The organism is Pantoea sp. EKM10T (assembly GCF_011800685.1).
Classification (GTDB): domain Bacteria; phylum Pseudomonadota; class Gammaproteobacteria; order Enterobacterales; family Enterobacteriaceae; genus Pantoea; species Pantoea agglomerans.
Genome location: NZ_JAALEU010000003.1, coordinates 215502 through 230926 on the forward strand (window position 1 = coordinate 215502; position 15425 = coordinate 230926).

The window sequence follows — 15425 nt, forward strand, 5'->3', positions numbered from 1 at the left end:
GTTAAATGGCTATACCAGTATATCTGTGGCTTTACGATGAAGAAGGGAAGTTAATAAAAGGCTCTGTCGATGTCACTGAACGCGAAGGAAGCATTGAGGTAACTGGGATGCAGCATAATTTATTTATTCCAACGGACGACACAACAGGTGCAGTGACAGGCACGCGGCAACATGAGGCTTATACTTTTGAAAAAACTATTGATAGCGCATCGCCGCAATTGTATAAAGCGCTAACAACAGGGGAAACGCTAGCAAAAGCGGTGTTCAGCTTCTACCGCATCAATTACAACGGTCAGGAAGAGGAGTATTTCGTAACGAAACTCGAGAATGTGAAGGTTTGTCACGTCGTGACGGTTATGTTCGATACCAAAGACCCGGATTTTGAAAGGCACGGTCACGTAGAGCATGTCGGGCTGCGTTATGAACAAATAGACTGGCATTATACTGACGGCAATATTAAACACACCGATAGCCTGGAAGAGCAGAAAACAGCATAAGGAAATCACAATGGCTAAATGGATTTATAAACAAAGTACGGGTGAGTTATATCGCGATGGCAAGTTAATTGAAACAGGCTACTCTGGTATTCTTACAAACAAAAATAATCCTGATCGCGAGCAGGTTCGTGGTATGGGTCCAATCCCGCGAGGAACCTGGAGAATCGGCAGTACCGGAACCAGCAAAGGCCCGCTCACAATTACCCTGGTTCCGCTCAGCGTCAACGCTTATGAGCGTGATATGGGTACATTCAGGATGCACGGAGACAAACGCCACGGCATCAGAGGTTTTGCCTCTGCTGGCTGCATAATTATGGGACCATCAACACGCTTACTGGTTAGTAAAGATTACGGCGCAATTCTGGAGGTGGTGCGGTGATTAATCATTATGTGCTGAGTCTGGCCCTGGCCCTGTTACCGTTCGCTGGTTACACAGCAGATACATCTGGCAGTGAATGCGCCGCTCGGGGTCATTATGCCGAGGAGATGCTCTTATCTGCTATAACCAAAGAAGGTGTTAATGGGATTGAGCGAGATAAAACAACAGTTGAAGTGCTAAATCTTTCCCTCGTTTCCGATGCGTTAGCGCATCAGTTTGCGCAGAAAGACGCTAAAACAGGTAAAGGTCTCTTGCTCAAAGATTACTTCGATATTTACCACAATAACGGCGCAATGAACCTGACGGTTAAATACACCTATACCAACGTGAAAGGCGCAAAAAATGTATATATTGTCTCCAGTATACTAAATAACGATGAGTGCTCTGTCCGATTCAACGGATATTTGACACTTTCCCGTGAGTTCTGAAGGGGGGTTAGCTATCCCGGGAAAAGTTGTCAGATAAAAGAGTTGCGAATTTATGTTGAGTTCCCCGGCCAACCTGAAATTGATTAGCCGGGGAAATTTTTAAAATCTCCTGCGTCCTGCCTTTCGGAGGCTGTTCGATTAAAGGTCTTTTTCGTTACTTAACGCATTTCGCGCAGTGCGCGCGCTCAATGTGCTGGAAGAAATCGTTACCTTTGTCATCAACCAGGATAAAGGCAGGGAAGTTCTCCACCTCGATTTTCCAGATCGCTTCCATTCCCAGCTCGGGATACTCCACGCATTCCAGACTTTTAATGCTCTGCTGCGCCAGCACCGCTGCCGGACCACCAATGCTGCCGAGATAGAAGCCGCCATGTTTATGACAGGCATCCGTCACCTGCTGGCTGCGATTGCCCTTGGCCAGCATGATCTTACTTCCGCCGTGCGCCTGCAGCAGATCCACGTAGGAATCCATACGACCGGCAGTGGTCGGGCCGAGTGAACCAGAAGCATAACCTTCAGGCGTCTTCGCCGGGCCAGCGTAATAGACCGGATGATCTTTGATGTACTGCGGTAATCCTTCGCCGTTATCGATGCGCTCTTTGAGTTTTGCATGTGCAATATCGCGCGCCACGATAATAGTGCCGGTCAGTGACAGGCGGGTTGAAACCGGATAAGCAGACAGTTGCGCCAGAATCTCTTCCATTGGGCGGTTGAGATCAACCTGCAACGCTTCACCTTCGCCCTGCTGACGCAGTGCTTCCGGGATCAGGCGGCCTGGGTTGGCTTCCAGTTTCTCAATCCAGATACCTTCACGGTTAATCTTCGCTTTGATGTTACGGTCAGCCGAGCAGGAGACGCCCATGCCGATCGGGCAGGAGGCGCCGTGACGTGGCAGACGCACCACGCGGATATCGTGCGCAAAATATTTGCCGCCAAACTGCGCACCCAGACCGAGCTGCTGCGCCGCTTCCAGTAGTTCCTGCTCCAGTTGAACGTCGCGGAACGCCTGACCGTGCTCGTTGCCTTCAGTGGGCAGCCCGTCGTAATAGTGAGTTGAGGCGAGCTTCACGGTTTTCAGGGTGCTTTCTGCCGAGGTGCCGCCGATGACAAACGCAATATGGTAGGGCGGACAGGCTGCGGTGCCGAGGGTACGCATCTTATCTACCAGGTAATTTTTCAGCTTGCCCGGGCTCAGCAGCGCTTTGGTTTCCTGATAGAGATAGGTTTTATTGGCGGAACCACCACCTTTAGCGATACAGAGGAACTTGTACTCATCGCCATCCACGCTGTAGAGGTCGATCTGCGCTGGCAGGTTAGTGCCGGTATTCACCTCTTTATACATATCCAGAGCGGCATTCTGCGAATAGCGCAGGTTATCTTCGATATAGGTGTTGTAGATACCCTGTGACAGCGCAGCTTCATCACCGCCGCCGGTCCAGACGCGCTGGCCCTTTTTGCCCATGATGATCGCGGTGCCGGTATCCTGACAGGTTGGCAGCACGCCTTTGGCGGCAATTTCAGAGTTTCTTAAAAACTGCAGGGCGACATATTTATCATTGTCGCTGGCTTCCGGGTCATCAAGGATGGAGGCGACCTGCTGCTGGTGGGCCGGACGCAGCATAAAAGAGGCGTCGTGGAACGCCTGCTGGCTCAGTAACGTCAGCGCCTGAGGATCGACTTTAAGGATCTCCTGACCCTCAAACTCGGAGACGGAGACATGCTCACGACTCAGCAGATAGTATTCGGTATCTTCGTGGGACAGCGGGAAAGGGTTCTGATAGACAAAAGGCTTGTTCGACATTTTTTCTCACTTAATGACCGGCTGAACCTCCGCGGACAGGCTGCGGGGCGCAACATCATAGGCGAATTAATTGTTTATTATGCTTCCCCACCGCGGGTGCGGTGGGGAAGTGCAGGAATGGTATCTTATAACGCGTTGATCTGCATGTTGTATCCGTCAGAACAACCACACCATCCACGGATAGGCAATCAGCATCATGGAGCCTAAGAAGATGGCACCGAAGATGGTTCCCAGACGCCAATAGTCTTTGGTAGGCAGATAACCGCTGCCGTAGTAAATCGGGCTTGGGCCGGTGCCGTATGGCGTGATGATGCCCATCACACCCAGAGAGGTACACAACATCAGGCAGAAGACCGGCATATTGATACCCGGAATGGAGGCTGCAATGGTCAGCATGGCCGGTAACAGCGCGGTGGTGTGTGCGGTGGTACTGGCAAACAAGTAGTGCAGCAGGAAGAAGGCGATTAACAGCACCACGGCCGAAACCTGTGGGTCATAACCCTGCAGCAGCATGCCACCCTCTTTACCTAACCAGGTAATAAAGCCAACGCGGGCCAGACCATCGGCCAGTGCCACCAGGGTGGCGAACCAGGCAAAGGTGTTCCAGGCCGGTTTATTACTGGTGATGTCATTCCAGGTCAGTACGCCGGTCCACAACATCAGAACGACCACCAACAGCGCCGCCATGGCAGGTTCGATCCACGAGGTGGCGAAAATCCACATCAGCAGTGCACAGACGACAAACACCAGCAGCAGGATTTCATTGCGGGTCAGTCTGCCCAGTTTTTCCAGTTCAGCGATGGCCCATTTCGGCACTTCATCATTGATTTTAACTTCAGGTGGGTAGAACCAGTAAGCCAGCAGCGGCATGGTCAGAATCAGCAGCACACCCAGCGGCAGGAAGGCCAGGAACCACATGCCCCATGAGATATCAAAACCGACGATGCTTTTTACCAGTGCCAGTGCCAGCAGGTTGGGTGCCAGCGCAGAGAGGAACATGGAGCTGGTAATACAGGCCGCGGTAATCGCCACCCACATCAGATAGGAACCGATTTTACGGGCGCTCGGGTCGTTAGGTTTAGAGCCGTAAAGCGGCGGCAGGTTGGCAATAATCGGGTAGATGGTACCGCCACTGCGCGCGGTGTTTGACGGCGTAAAGGGCGCAAGAAGCAGGTCAGCAAAGGTAATGGCATAACCCAGCGTCAGACTGCGGCGACCCAGATACTTCACCAGAATCAGGGCCAGGCGGCGACCAAACTGCGTTTTGTCATAACCTGCGGCGAACATAAAGGCACCGAAGATCAGCCAGACCGTGGAGTTGCCGAACCCACTTACCGCCCATTTGAACGACTCACTGGCGACTTTGAATTTCGGGTTAGCCAGTTCAGCCGGGCTGAAGAGCAGAAACTGGCTGAACAGCGCGATGACTACCACGCCGGTCAGGCCGATCACCGCGCCTGGCAGGGGTTCAAAGATCAATCCGACAATCACGCCGACGAAGATGGCGAAGAAGTGCCAGGCGTAGGGTTCGAGTCCGGCTGGTGTGGGCACCAGCAACAGCAACACGGCAACGAGCACCGGCAGAGCAAGCATGATAGCTTTCTTTTTACCCGGCGCCGCAGGTGCGACTTTTGGGGGTTCAGTTACAGCTGAGAGTGGTTTCATAGTATTTTATCTGCAAGTTAAGAAGAATGCGATTTGCGCCCCGGACCTTCACTGATGACTTTCTTTCTTATTCTTAATAGTGTGAATAAACCGCGATGCACTGATTTTTTAATCGACTGCTTAGCTATTGAGCTGCATTTTTAAATCCATGTAAATATGATGCGATTTTTGCAAATATAGATTTTGATCCAGATCAAAGAAATTAATTCATTATTCCCCATTTTTAACATTTATTTTTTATTTATATTTACGGCATCGACATTTTGACAGTTCTGTGAAGCTGGTCGACAAATCACCAGCTCACGCAAACTGAATGCCTTGCTTTAACTGCATGATGATAAACGATTTATTTTTTATGTAAACGAATGGTTGATTTTTGGTTACCCATGGTTAACAATTAATATAACTTCACTTTATGCATTCGGCAAATAAAAACTCTAAATCATTTAAAAGTTAAAAAAGTAAATTTATCGCTTATGAAAGCAAAGAAAAGGGTATATTAGTCTCATGACATCGGACCACTTAATTAAGCGATAATTTGCGTCCGCTAAAAAATTTCCAGACTTTTAAATCTTGGAGTTTATCGCAATGAAATCTCTCACCCCTATTCTTAATCCACTGACCCTGCCTAATGGCGCTGTGTTGAAAAACCGACTGGTAATGGCACCGATGACCACCTGTACCGGCTTTTATGACGGTACGGTCACCAGTGAGCTGGTCGAGTACTATCGCGCACGTGCAGGCAGCATCGGAACCGTGATCGTTGAATGCTGCTTCATTGACAACCGTGGCCCGGCATTTCCGGGTGCCATTGCTATCGACAGCGACAACAAAATCCCTGGTCTGAAACGCATTGCGGACGCGATTAAATCTGAAGGCTCTACGGCCATTTTGCAGATCTATCACGGCGGCCGTATGGTGGAACCGGAGCTGATTGGTGGCAAAACGCCGGTTGCGCCAAGCGCCATCGCGGCACCGCGTGAAGGTGCAACTAAACCCCTGGCGCTGAGCGCCGAAGAAGTCGAAACCATGATCACCAAATTTGGTGATGCGGTGAACCGCGCTATCAAGGCCGGTTTCGATGGCGTCGAAATTCATGGTGCTAACACCTACCTGATTCAGCAGTTCTATTCGCCGAACTCTAACCAGCGCGATGACAAGTGGGGCGGCAGCCGCGATAACCGCGCACGCTTCCCGCTGGAAGTGCTGGAAATCACCCACAAGATGGCTGAGCGCTTCGCCCATAACTCTTTCATCATCGGCTATCGCTTCTCCCCGGAAGAGATCGAAGTGCCCGGCATTCGCTTTGACGACACACTCTATCTGCTGGAAAAACTGGCGGCGCGTGGACTCGATTACGTCCATTTCTCGGTAGGTCAGCTGCTGCGTCCGTCAATTGTCGATACTCAGGATCCGACGCCGCTGATTGAGAAATTCGTCGCGATGCGTTCGCCTGTGCTGGCAAAAGTACCGGTGATTGGTGTTGGCGGCGTCGTCAATAAAGCCGATGCCGAGCTGGCGCTGGAGAAAGGCTACGATCTGGTGGCGATTGGTAAAGCCTGCATCGCTTACCCGAACTGGGCTGACCGCATCATCAATAACGAACACCTTGATCTCTACATCGACAGCAACAAACGCGAAGAGCTGCAGATCCCGGAACCGCTGTGGCGCTTCTCCCTGGTCGATGCGATGATCCGCGACATGAGTGAATCGGGCCGTAAATACAAAGCGGGCGTCTATCAGGAAAAAGTCGAAGCCGAAGCGCTGAAACTGAAAATCAACGTTACGCTGGATACTGACCGTATCACCGACATCTCGCTGGTGCCGGATGACACCCTGGATGTGGACTTCACCACCACCTTTGAAAGCCTGCGTAGCCGCATCCTGGTGGCTAACAGCCCGCACGTCGATGCGATTACCGGTGCGACTACCCAGAGTGAGGCGCTGAAAAAAGCGGTTTCACGCGCGCTGACCACCTCCAGCAAAGAGCATGTGATTGAAGAGGGCGGCAACCCTAACGCACCGCAGAATTACGATGTGGTGATTGTGGGCAGCGGCGGCGCCGGTCTTGCGGCGGCGATTCAGGCGCACGATGAAGGGGCGCGCGTGGTCATCATCGAGAAGATGCCGACCATCGGCGGTAACACCATTAAAGCCTCAGTGGGCATGAACGCCGCGGAAACCCGTTTCCAGAAACTCAAAGGCATCGAAGACAGCAAAGAGCTGTTCTACGAGGAGACGCTGAAAGGCGGTCAGTTTAAAAATAATCCGGTGCTGCTGCGTGAGTTTGTAGAGCTGGCGCCGGAGGCGATTGAGTGGCTGGCGAATCACGGCATTGAGCTTAACGACATCACCATTACCGGCGGGATGAGCATCGATCGTACCCACCGTCCGGCGGATCGTTCAGCGGTGGGTGGCTTCCTGATCAGCGGTCTGGTTAAAAACATCAACAGCCGCAACATCGAAGTCCTGCTTGAAACCTCAGTCTCAGAAATCCTTTATGAGAAAGGCGCAGTAGCGGGTGTGAGAGTGGTCGATGAGTACAACGACAGCCGTATCCTGAACGCGAAAAGCGTGATTGTGGCGACCGGCGGATTCAGTGCGAACCGTGAACTGGTAGTGAAATATCGCCCTGAACTCGATGGCTTTGTCACCACCAACCACAAAGGCGCCACCGGCAGCGGTATTGCCATGCTGGAAAAAATTGGTGCCGGTACCGTGGATATGGGCGAAATCCAGATTCATCCAACGGTTGAACAGACCACCTCTTATCTGGTCTCCGAATCCATTCGTGGCGGCGGTGCTATCCTGGTCAGTCAGGCGGGTGAGCGCTTCTACAACGAAATGGAAACCCGCGATAAAGTCTCGGCGCAGATTATCGCCTTGCCAGAGAAGAGTGCCTGGATTGTGTTTGACGAGCAGGTGCGGATGAATAACAAAGCGGCTGACGAATATATCGCCAAAGGCTTTGTGGTCAGCGCGCCAACCGTGGCGGAACTGGCGGTGAAGCTCAACATGAGTGAGCATCATACGCTGGAAGCCACGCTGGCCCGTTACAACAACTTCGTTATCATGCAGAAAGATGAAGACTTCGGTCGCCAGACCGCGCTGCGTCATCCTCTGAGTGAAGCGCCGTTCTACGCGATTCGTGTTGCACCGGGCGTACACCACACCATGGGCGGCGTCACCATCGACACCACCACCGCGGTGCTGGACAGCCAGAAACAGGTGATTAACGGCGCCTGGGCCTGTGGCGAAGTGGTTGGCGGCATTCACGGCGCGAACCGCATCGGCGGTAACGCAGTCGCCGATATCATTATCTTCGGCATTCTGGCCGGTGGTAACGCCGCCGCTTACGCCCGACGTTAAGGGTCGTCTCCGGCATCCGCGCTCTGCGGATGCCGTTCTTTTCTCTTTAAAGCAGAGTCGCCTATGTTAACTGATGCGCGTGTCTATGCTTACTCCGCTGTCTTAATGGGTTCACCCATCCTGCTCAAACTCTTCAACGATAATCAGACCCTGGCCGGACAGGTCTTCCGCCTGATTAAACAGCAGGAGAATCTCTTCACGGTTAACCGCGCGGCGTCTGAGGTGATGGCGATTAATCACGCGGCAGGGCAGCATCCGGTGGTCGTGAGTCAGCCGGTGTTTGACCTGATCGCCTGCGCGCATGCGGTGAGCCTGCTGCCCGACAGCCTGTTTAATCTGGCAATCGGCCCGCTGGTGAAGTGCTGGAAAATCGGCTTTCAGGGCCACCGTGTTCCATCAGAGACAGAACTTCAGGCGCGCATAGCGCTGACGAATCCGCATGACGTTATTCTTGATAACGCAAGCCGCAGTGTCATGCTGGCCCGGCCGGGGATGGAAATTGACCTGGGCGCCATCGCCAAAGGCTATATCGCCGATGTTGTGCAGGCATTCTTGCGCCAGCAGCAGGTCAGCAGTGCGCTGATTAATCTGGGCGGAAATGTGCAGACGGTGGGTGCGCCGCCAGAAGAGGCGGGCTGGGCAATCGGCCTGAAAAAACCATTTGGTGAGGCCGATGAGCTGATCGGGGTGATCGGGGTGAATAATCGCTCGGTGGTGACATCCGGTATCTATGAGCGTTATTTCGAGCTGGATGGCGTCTGTTATCACCACATCCTCGACCCGCGTAGCGGTTATCCGCTGGATAACGACCTGCTGAGCGTCACCGTGATCTCTGACCGTTCACTGGATGGCGACATCTACACCACGCTGCTTTACGGCCTTGGCGTTGAGCAGGGCATTGCCTGCCTGGCGGAGCAACCGGGCATTGAAGCGATATTTGTGACCCGTGACAGGCAGGTGATCTGCTCGTCACAACGTCACTTTTCTTTTCAGTTACTGGACACCGATTACCGGCTGGTTCACTGACAATATTGTTTGAGTAAAGTGTGATACTCCGGCTGCAGGCGATAGCGATAAACCGGACGGCCCGTGACCCCATAATGAATGCTGGTGAACAGGATATTAATCTGCGCCAGCCAGATCAGATACTTGCGGCAGGAGACGCGAGAGATATTCACCTCGGTTGCCAGTTCGTCGGTGGAGAACTCGGTACCCGGATGGGCGTCGATCCACAGACACAGCGTGCGCAGCGTCTGCGGTGTTAATCCTTTCGGCAGTCGCTTCTGCTCGCTGGCCCCCGGCGGATTGCCATGCAACAACTGATCAACGTCCGACTGCTGATAGAACTGATGATTATCCATCAGCGATTTTTTCTGTCGCCAGCCAGTCAGAGCCTCTTCAAAGCGGGCAAACTGGAAAGGCTTGATCAGATAATCCACCACACCGTAGTTGAGTGAGGTTTTGATGGTGGCGGCATCTGCTGCTGACGAGATAATAATCACGTCAACCGGACGTCCTGCGCTGCGCAGTTCCGGCAACAGGTCGAGACCGTTCTCCTGCTGCATATAGATATCCAGCAGGATCAGATCAACCTGAGGTTCGGCCTGCGCCAGCCGCTCTTTGGCCTGCTGTAAGGTTGAGGCGGTGCCGCAGCAGGTAAAGCCTGGGATCTGCCCGATATAACAGCGATTCAGCTCGGCTACCATGGCGTCATCATCGACAACTAACACATTGATCATTGGGTAATCATTCCTCTCTCCCACGGAAGTTGTACTAAGAATTGGGTGAATACACCCGGTTCCGACTCGACACTGACACTGCCGCCCAGGCTTTCGGTCTGCTGCTTAACCAGAAACAATCCGACACCGCGATCTTCGCCTTTTGACGAGACGCCACGCTCAAAAATGGCGCTGAGCTGCGTACCGTCGATCCCGGGTCCGTCATCACTCACTTCACAGGCTAACCAGCCATTCTGATAATGCAGCATGAGGTGGATCTCCCCTTCGGTTTCCGGGTCCAGCGCCTCAAGCGCATTTTCAATTAAATTGCCCAGCACCGTAATCAGTACCGCGCTCTGCTCCTCGCTGCCGCAGTCGGGCAGAAAACTCGCCTCATCGATAATCAGCTGATGGCCTTCATCGGTCACCCGGTTGATTTTGCTGAGCAGGAAACCCGCAATGATGGGCGATTTGATCTTTTGCAGCAGCGAACCAATCTCCGTCTGATAGGCGTTGGCGGTTTTCAGGATGTACTCTTCCATCTGCGCATAGTTTTTCATATGCAGCAGGCCCAGAATGACATGCAGCTTGTTCATGAACTCATGGGAACGTTCACGTAACGCGTCTACATAGTTTACCATGCCGTCCAGACGCTGCATCAGCTGGCTGATCTCGGTCTTGTCCCTGAAGGTGGTCACCGCGCCGATAATGCGGTCACGACTGCGAACCGGCACGGTATTGCTGATCAGGATGCGATTACCCAGCGTCAGCTCCTGATCGTGCCAGGCTTTGCCCGCATGCAGCGCATCCTGCTGATGGCGGTGCATTACGCTCTCTTCAGCAATCAGATCGCCGCTTAATGGCATCTTGCGGGTGGTCTCATGCAGCAGCTGCTGCGCCGCGTGGTTAATCAGGCTGACGCGTGACTCATCGTCGACCGCAATCACACCCTCTTTAATTGAATTGAGGATCGCCTGACGCTGCTCGAACAGGCTGGAGATTTCATGCGGCTCCAGCCCGAGCAAAATGCTCTTCAGGCGCCTGACCAGAATAAGAATCCCCAGCAGACCCACCAGGCCGCCAAATAAGACAGTCCAGACGATGTTCCAGCGGCTTTTAGCAATCTGCGCCGCCACATCATTTAGTGCGATGCCGATCGCCACCACACCAATCTGCTGATGCTCTGCGTTATAAACCGGGGTAAATACCCGCAGTGCCTCTACCAGCACGCCGTGATTTACCGCCACATTTTCCCGCCCGCTGAGTGCCGGATAGATATCGTTGCCGACAAAATGTTTGCCAATCACCGCCGCGTTTGGGTGTGAAAAGCGAATGCCACGCATATCCGTCACCACCACAAACAGCAGGCCGTTGCGTTTGCGCGCGGCTTCAGCCAGTGGCTGAATCTGGCTGCTGCCATCCGGTAACAGCAACCCACGCTGCAATTCAGGGCTGTCTGCCAGAGTGCGTGCCACCGCCATCGCCTTATCTTTAAGATGCGACTGAGCAAAGTTATCGATCTGCACAAAATAGAGCAGATGGACAGCAAGCAGCACGGTGACGATAACCGCGGTCATCATCAGGGTGGTCAGGGTACTGAGTTTCATGGGTCGTTTAGTCACGGCATGTCGGTTCTGTGGTTGGCTTGTCATTGGCGTTCAGCACGGGTGGGAGATCGCCCGGAAACATACGCTAACTGACCGCATCAGTACAGTTTTAGCGGTCTGCGCGCGGGCAATCGCCGGAGAACAATATTTGTGTTAGGGGATTGTATAATTCAAAGGACACCCTTAATGTGTGGTTAAAATATGTGAGCAATTCGGTAAGCCTTTTGTAATTAAATTAAGGCTAAATTGCTATTTTTAATTTTATAACTATTTTCACATTAACTCACAAATAACATTATTTTAAACTTTAAGGACTTTTTTTAACCAGTACCGTCTGAGCTGTAGATTAAAATGATGAATTCAAAGAAAGTTATCCCCACTCTTTCCCTCGCGGCCTTGTTAGTTTCTTCAGCACTGCATGCTGAAACTTCACCAGAAAAAACCGACGTCCTGTTAATTGGTGGCGGCATCATGAGCGCCTCAATGGGCACCATGCTGGAAGAGCTGCAGCCTGGCTGGAAACAGATCATGGTTGAGAAGCTGGATGGTGTGGCACTGGAATCCTCTAACGGCTGGAACAACGCCGGTACCGGTCACTCTGCCAATATGGAGCTGAACTATACGCCTGAGCGTAAAGACGGCTCGATCGACGTGACGAAAGCGCTGGAAATCAACGAAGCCTTCATGGTTTCACGCCAGTTCTGGAGTTCGCAGATCAAAGAGGGCGTGATGCACGATCCGCGCTCTTTCATCAACTCAACGCCACACATGAGCTTCGTCTGGGGCGACAACGTCGACTTCCTGACTAAACGCTATGCGGCGTTACAGAAAACCGCGCTGTTCCAGGGCATGAAGTTCTCTACCGATCACAAGCAGATCGAGCAGTGGGCACCGCTGGTGATGGAAGGTCGTGATCCACAGCAGAAAGTGGCCGCAACCTGGACGCCAGTTGGCACCGACGTAAACTACGGTGAAATTACCCGTCAGCTAATCGGCAGCCTGAAGAAGAATGACAACTTCCGTCTGGAAACCTCGTCTGAAGTCACCGATTTCAAACGTAACGGTGATAACTCATGGCACGTCACCATTAAAGATGCCAAAAACGGCAACGAGCGTGCAGTTGACGCGAAATATGTCTTTATTGGTGCTGGCGGCGGCGCGCTGAAATTACTGCAGAAAACCGGCATTCCGGAAGCGGAAAACTATGCAGGCTTCCCGGTCGGCGGTTCATTCCTGGTAACCGAAAACAAGGCGATTGCCGATCGTCACCTGGCGAAAGTCTATGGTCAGGCGTCTACCGGTGCACCACCGATGTCCGTTCCGCATCTGGATACCCGTTATCTGGATGGCAAACGCGTCGTACTGTTTGGACCGTTTGCGACCTTCTCAACCAAGTTCCTGAAAAATGGTTCACTGTTTGACCTGCTGAGCACCACCACTACTCATAACATCGTGCCAATGACCGATGTGGGTATGGATAACTTCGACTTGGTGAAATACCTGGTTGGCCAGGTGATGCTGACAGAAGAAGATCGCTTTGAAGCTCTGAAAGAGTACTACCCGGACGCGAAGAAAGAGGACTGGAAACTGATTCAGGCCGGTCAGCGCGTACAGATCATCAAGAAAGATGCTGACAAAGGTGGCGTGCTGAAACTGGGTACAGAAATTGTGACCGATCAGCAGAAAACCGTGGCGGCACTGCTGGGTGCTTCTCCTGGTGCATCGACCGCTGCGCCTATCGCGTTAAGCGTGATGCAGAAACTGTTCCCGGAAGAGTTTAAGTCAGCGGAATGGCAGGCCAAGATCCACAAGATGATCCCAGGCTACGGTCAGAAACTGAATGACAATGTGCCGATGCTGCAGCAGGTATGGAATGACACCGCTGCGACTCTGCAGCTGACCACACCGCCGGTTATCAACATGGATGGCAAAGCAGCCGAGGCGCCAGCAGCACAGCCTGAGCAGGCAGCGCCTTCAGCGAAGCACGACATGGCGCTGTAACAGCGAACTGACGTAAAAAAAGCCCGCACAGGTTATCCTGCGCGGGCTTTTTTATTGCTGCGTTTTCTGCCCGTTACTCCGGCTGGTTACCGCGCCAGTTGCCCCAGGGATCTTCTGCGGGTGCTTGATCCGCCTCTTCAGACGGTGCTTCGCGGGAGGCCGGTTCCTCTTTTAACGAGGCGAGATAAAGCGCTTCGACTTCAGCCCGCGCCCAGGGCGTGCGCCGCAAAAACTTCAGGCTTGATTTAACACTCGGATCGCTTTTAAAGCAGTTAATGTTGATCCGTTTTCCCAGCTCCGCCCAGCCATACTGCGCGACTAAACTGTTTATCTGCATCTCCAGCGTTACGCCATGCAGAGGATCTTTTGAGGTTTGTGCGTTCATCATCTATCCGCCTGATTCATTCAATGCCGCACATCCTGACAATCGTAAAGCCGTTGTGCAAGGCGTGAAGGTGAAAAAGGGCATGCCGTGGCGCGTTAAGCGCAGATTTATGTGTCTGAGTTAACGTGACAGGCAGAAGAGTGCGCAGGCGTGCGGCGATTGTGCTAATCATAAGCGACTGATGATGCTCAAAAAGGATCCCCTGCCATGTCTGTGCCCGTCGATAATCTGCTCAGCTCCGCCAGCCGTAAACGTGCTCTGATTGCCGGTTCGGTAGGTAATTTCATTGAATGGTATGAGTTTGCCGTCTATGGCTTTCTTGCCACCGTGATAGCGCAGAACTTTTTCCGGCTGGAAGGGGAGTCAGCGCTGACCGGGCTTCTGCTGACCTATGCGTCATTTGCCATCGCCTTTTTCTTCCGTCCACTCGGAGCAATCATTTTCGGCCGGATGGGTGATCGCATCGGGCGCAAACCCACGCTGATTTTTGTGTTAATCATGATGACGCTGGCGACGGCGGCTATCGGCCTGGTACCCACCTATGCCCATCTGGGCATCCTGGCGCCGCTGATCGTGACCGGTCTGCGTATTCTGCAGGGCCTGTTCGCGGGGGGTGAGTATGGCGGGGCGGTATCGTTGATGACCGAGTTTGCACCACGCGGTAAGCGGGGCCTTTATGGGGCGTGGCAATCTTTTACTGTGGCGCTGGGATTACTGGCTGGCGCGGGCATCGTAGCGCTGCTCTCACTGCTGTCGCCGGAGCAGATGCTGAGCTGGGGCTGGCGCATCCCGTTCTTCATTGCCCTGCCACTGGGTGTTATCGCGCTCTGGCTGCGGGTTCAGATGGAGGAGACCCCGGCGTTTATTCAGCAGCAGGCAAAACCCGTTACAAAAGTTGACGCCAGCCTTGGCGATACGCTGAAAACGATCCTGCTCGGTATCTGTCGGCTGATGGTCTGGTCGGCGGCCGGTTACACCTGGCTGGTGATTATGCCGACGTACCTGCAGGCATCGCTGCACACCGGCTTTAACCAGGCGTTGCTGATTGCGGTGATATCGAACCTGGGCTTTGCTGCCACCATCATCCCGGCCGGCATGCTGAGTGACAGGATTGGCCGCCGTGCGGTGATGGTGACAGCGGCGGTATTGCTGCTGGTGCTCTCTCTGCCGCTGCTTAACATACTTCAGGCAGAGAGCACCGGGCTGCTGCTGAAAGCGCTGGTGGTGTTTATCGCGGGCGGAGTGGTCGGGTTGCTGGCCGGACCGGGACCTGCGATGCTGGCAGAGATGTTCCCGACGCGGGTGCGTTATACCGGACTGGGTCTGGCCTATTCGCTTTCTAACGCGGTGTTTTCTGGCTGTGCCGGATTGATCATCACCGGGTTGATTAAACAGACCGGTAATCCCGATATCCCCGCCTGGTATGTGATGGCGACTGCGCTGGTCAGTATTGTCGCGCTGATGACCCTGAACAAAGATGATCATCTGCGGCTGCTGGATGAGCCACCGTCGCGCTAAGTGTCGGTAAGCGAGCCGAGCGGGAAATTCAGGCTGCTGAAGTGCCATGCAGCCTTT

At 53.2% G+C, this 15425-nt stretch carries 12 protein-coding genes; 7 read left to right on the forward strand and 5 right to left on the reverse strand.

Annotated elements, in window-relative coordinates; genetic code table 11:
* The first annotated feature begins 5 nt into the window (after positions 1 to 5).
* From HFD95_RS07515 to HFD95_RS07525, 3 genes are read left to right on the forward strand one after another with little or no spacing between them, the layout of a single operon-like run.
* Positions 6 to 497, forward strand: a complete 492-nt coding sequence (locus tag HFD95_RS07515; protein ID WP_064690754.1) for a type VI secretion system tube protein TssD — start codon at positions 6 to 8, stop codon at positions 495 to 497.
* A 10-nt stretch (positions 498 to 507) separates the two neighbouring features.
* Positions 508 to 876: a DUF2778 domain-containing protein gene (locus HFD95_RS07520; RefSeq protein ID WP_062759225.1), complete on the forward strand. Its 369-nt coding sequence runs from the start codon at positions 508 to 510 to the stop codon at positions 874 to 876.
* Entirely contained in the window at positions 873 to 1304 is a 432-nt protein-coding gene (locus tag HFD95_RS07525; protein WP_228312680.1) for a Shiga toxin A subunit, read from the forward strand. The genes HFD95_RS07520 and HFD95_RS07525 overlap by 4 nt, the downstream gene beginning before the upstream one ends.
* Positions 1305 to 1458: 154 nt before the next feature.
* Here HFD95_RS07525 and fumA read toward each other — a convergent pair whose 3' ends face one another.
* Positions 1459 to 3105, reverse strand: a complete 1647-nt coding sequence (fumA, locus tag HFD95_RS07530; protein WP_022624760.1) for a class I fumarate hydratase FumA — start codon at positions 3103 to 3105, stop codon at positions 1459 to 1461.
* A 156-nt stretch (positions 3106 to 3261) separates the two neighbouring features.
* Positions 3262 to 4770 carry an anion permease gene (locus HFD95_RS07535; protein WP_010247273.1) on the reverse strand — a complete coding sequence of 503 codons (1509 nt, stop codon included), beginning with the start codon at positions 4768 to 4770 and terminating at the stop codon, positions 3262 to 3264.
* A 588-nt stretch (positions 4771 to 5358) separates the two neighbouring features.
* On the opposite strand from HFD95_RS07535, the gene HFD95_RS07540 reads away from it, so the two are divergent.
* The gene (locus HFD95_RS07540) at positions 5359 to 8139 is read left to right on the forward strand and encodes a flavocytochrome c (protein WP_167430043.1); all 2781 of its coding nucleotides are present in this window, start codon (positions 5359 to 5361) and stop codon (positions 8137 to 8139) included.
* Positions 8140 to 8202: 63 nt separating this feature from the next.
* Positions 8203 to 9165, forward strand: a complete 963-nt coding sequence (locus HFD95_RS07545; protein ID WP_132499017.1) for an FAD:protein FMN transferase — start codon at positions 8203 to 8205, stop codon at positions 9163 to 9165.
* Here the strand turns inward: HFD95_RS07545 and dcuR are convergent.
* On the reverse strand, positions 9159 to 9878 hold the full coding sequence (gene dcuR / locus HFD95_RS07550) for a two-component system response regulator DcuR (RefSeq protein WP_009093030.1): 720 nt from the start codon (positions 9876 to 9878) through the stop codon (positions 9159 to 9161). The genes HFD95_RS07545 and dcuR overlap by 7 nt on opposite strands.
* Positions 9875 to 11464 (reverse strand): DcuS/MalK family sensor histidine kinase, encoded by a 1590-nt coding sequence (gene dcuS, locus HFD95_RS07555; RefSeq protein WP_207713350.1) that lies wholly within the window; start codon positions 11462 to 11464, stop codon positions 9875 to 9877. Before dcuS ends, dcuR begins: the two co-directional genes overlap by 4 nt.
* A gap of 351 nt (positions 11465 to 11815) precedes the next feature.
* On the opposite strand from dcuS, the gene mqo reads away from it, so the two are divergent.
* Positions 11816 to 13465: a malate dehydrogenase (quinone) gene (gene mqo, locus HFD95_RS07560; RefSeq protein WP_029519609.1), complete on the forward strand. Its 1650-nt coding sequence runs from the start codon at positions 11816 to 11818 to the stop codon at positions 13463 to 13465.
* A gap of 73 nt (positions 13466 to 13538) precedes the next feature.
* Here mqo and HFD95_RS07565 read toward each other — a convergent pair whose 3' ends face one another.
* On the reverse strand, positions 13539 to 13850 hold the full coding sequence (locus HFD95_RS07565; RefSeq protein ID WP_010247254.1) for a VF530 family DNA-binding protein: 312 nt from the start codon (positions 13848 to 13850) through the stop codon (positions 13539 to 13541).
* A gap of 207 nt (positions 13851 to 14057) precedes the next feature.
* On the opposite strand from HFD95_RS07565, the gene HFD95_RS07570 reads away from it, so the two are divergent.
* On the forward strand, positions 14058 to 15368 hold the full coding sequence (locus HFD95_RS07570; RefSeq protein WP_167430045.1) for an MFS transporter: 1311 nt from the start codon (positions 14058 to 14060) through the stop codon (positions 15366 to 15368).
* The last annotated feature ends 57 nt before the right edge of the window (positions 15369 to 15425 follow it).

Excerpts from the sequence above, each read along its gene's own strand:
- HFD95_RS07570 (WP_167430045.1), top strand. The coding sequence starts at position 14,058 with ATGTCTGTGCCCGTCGATAATCTGCTCAGCTCCGCCAGCCGTAAACGT.
- HFD95_RS07540 (WP_167430043.1), top strand. The coding sequence starts at position 5,359 with ATGAAATCTCTCACCCCTATTCTTAATCCACTGACCCTGCCTAATGGC.
- HFD95_RS07535 (WP_010247273.1), bottom strand. The coding sequence starts at position 4,770 with ATGAAACCACTCTCAGCTGTAACTGAACCCCCAAAAGTCGCACCTGCG.
- HFD95_RS07520 (WP_062759225.1), top strand. The coding sequence starts at position 508 with ATGGCTAAATGGATTTATAAACAAAGTACGGGTGAGTTATATCGCGAT.
- dcuS (WP_207713350.1), bottom strand. The coding sequence starts at position 11,464 with ATGAAACTCAGTACCCTGACCACCCTGATGATGACCGCGGTTATCGTC.
- mqo (WP_029519609.1), top strand. The coding sequence starts at position 11,816 with ATGATGAATTCAAAGAAAGTTATCCCCACTCTTTCCCTCGCGGCCTTG.
- fumA (WP_022624760.1), bottom strand. The coding sequence starts at position 3,105 with ATGTCGAACAAGCCTTTTGTCTATCAGAACCCTTTCCCGCTGTCCCAC.
- HFD95_RS07565 (WP_010247254.1), bottom strand. The coding sequence starts at position 13,850 with ATGAACGCACAAACCTCAAAAGATCCTCTGCATGGCGTAACGCTGGAG.
- HFD95_RS07545 (WP_132499017.1), top strand. The coding sequence starts at position 8,203 with ATGTTAACTGATGCGCGTGTCTATGCTTACTCCGCTGTCTTAATGGGT.
- dcuR (WP_009093030.1), bottom strand. The coding sequence starts at position 9,878 with ATGATCAATGTGTTAGTTGTCGATGATGACGCCATGGTAGCCGAGCTG.
- HFD95_RS07515 (WP_064690754.1), top strand. The coding sequence starts at position 6 with ATGGCTATACCAGTATATCTGTGGCTTTACGATGAAGAAGGGAAGTTA.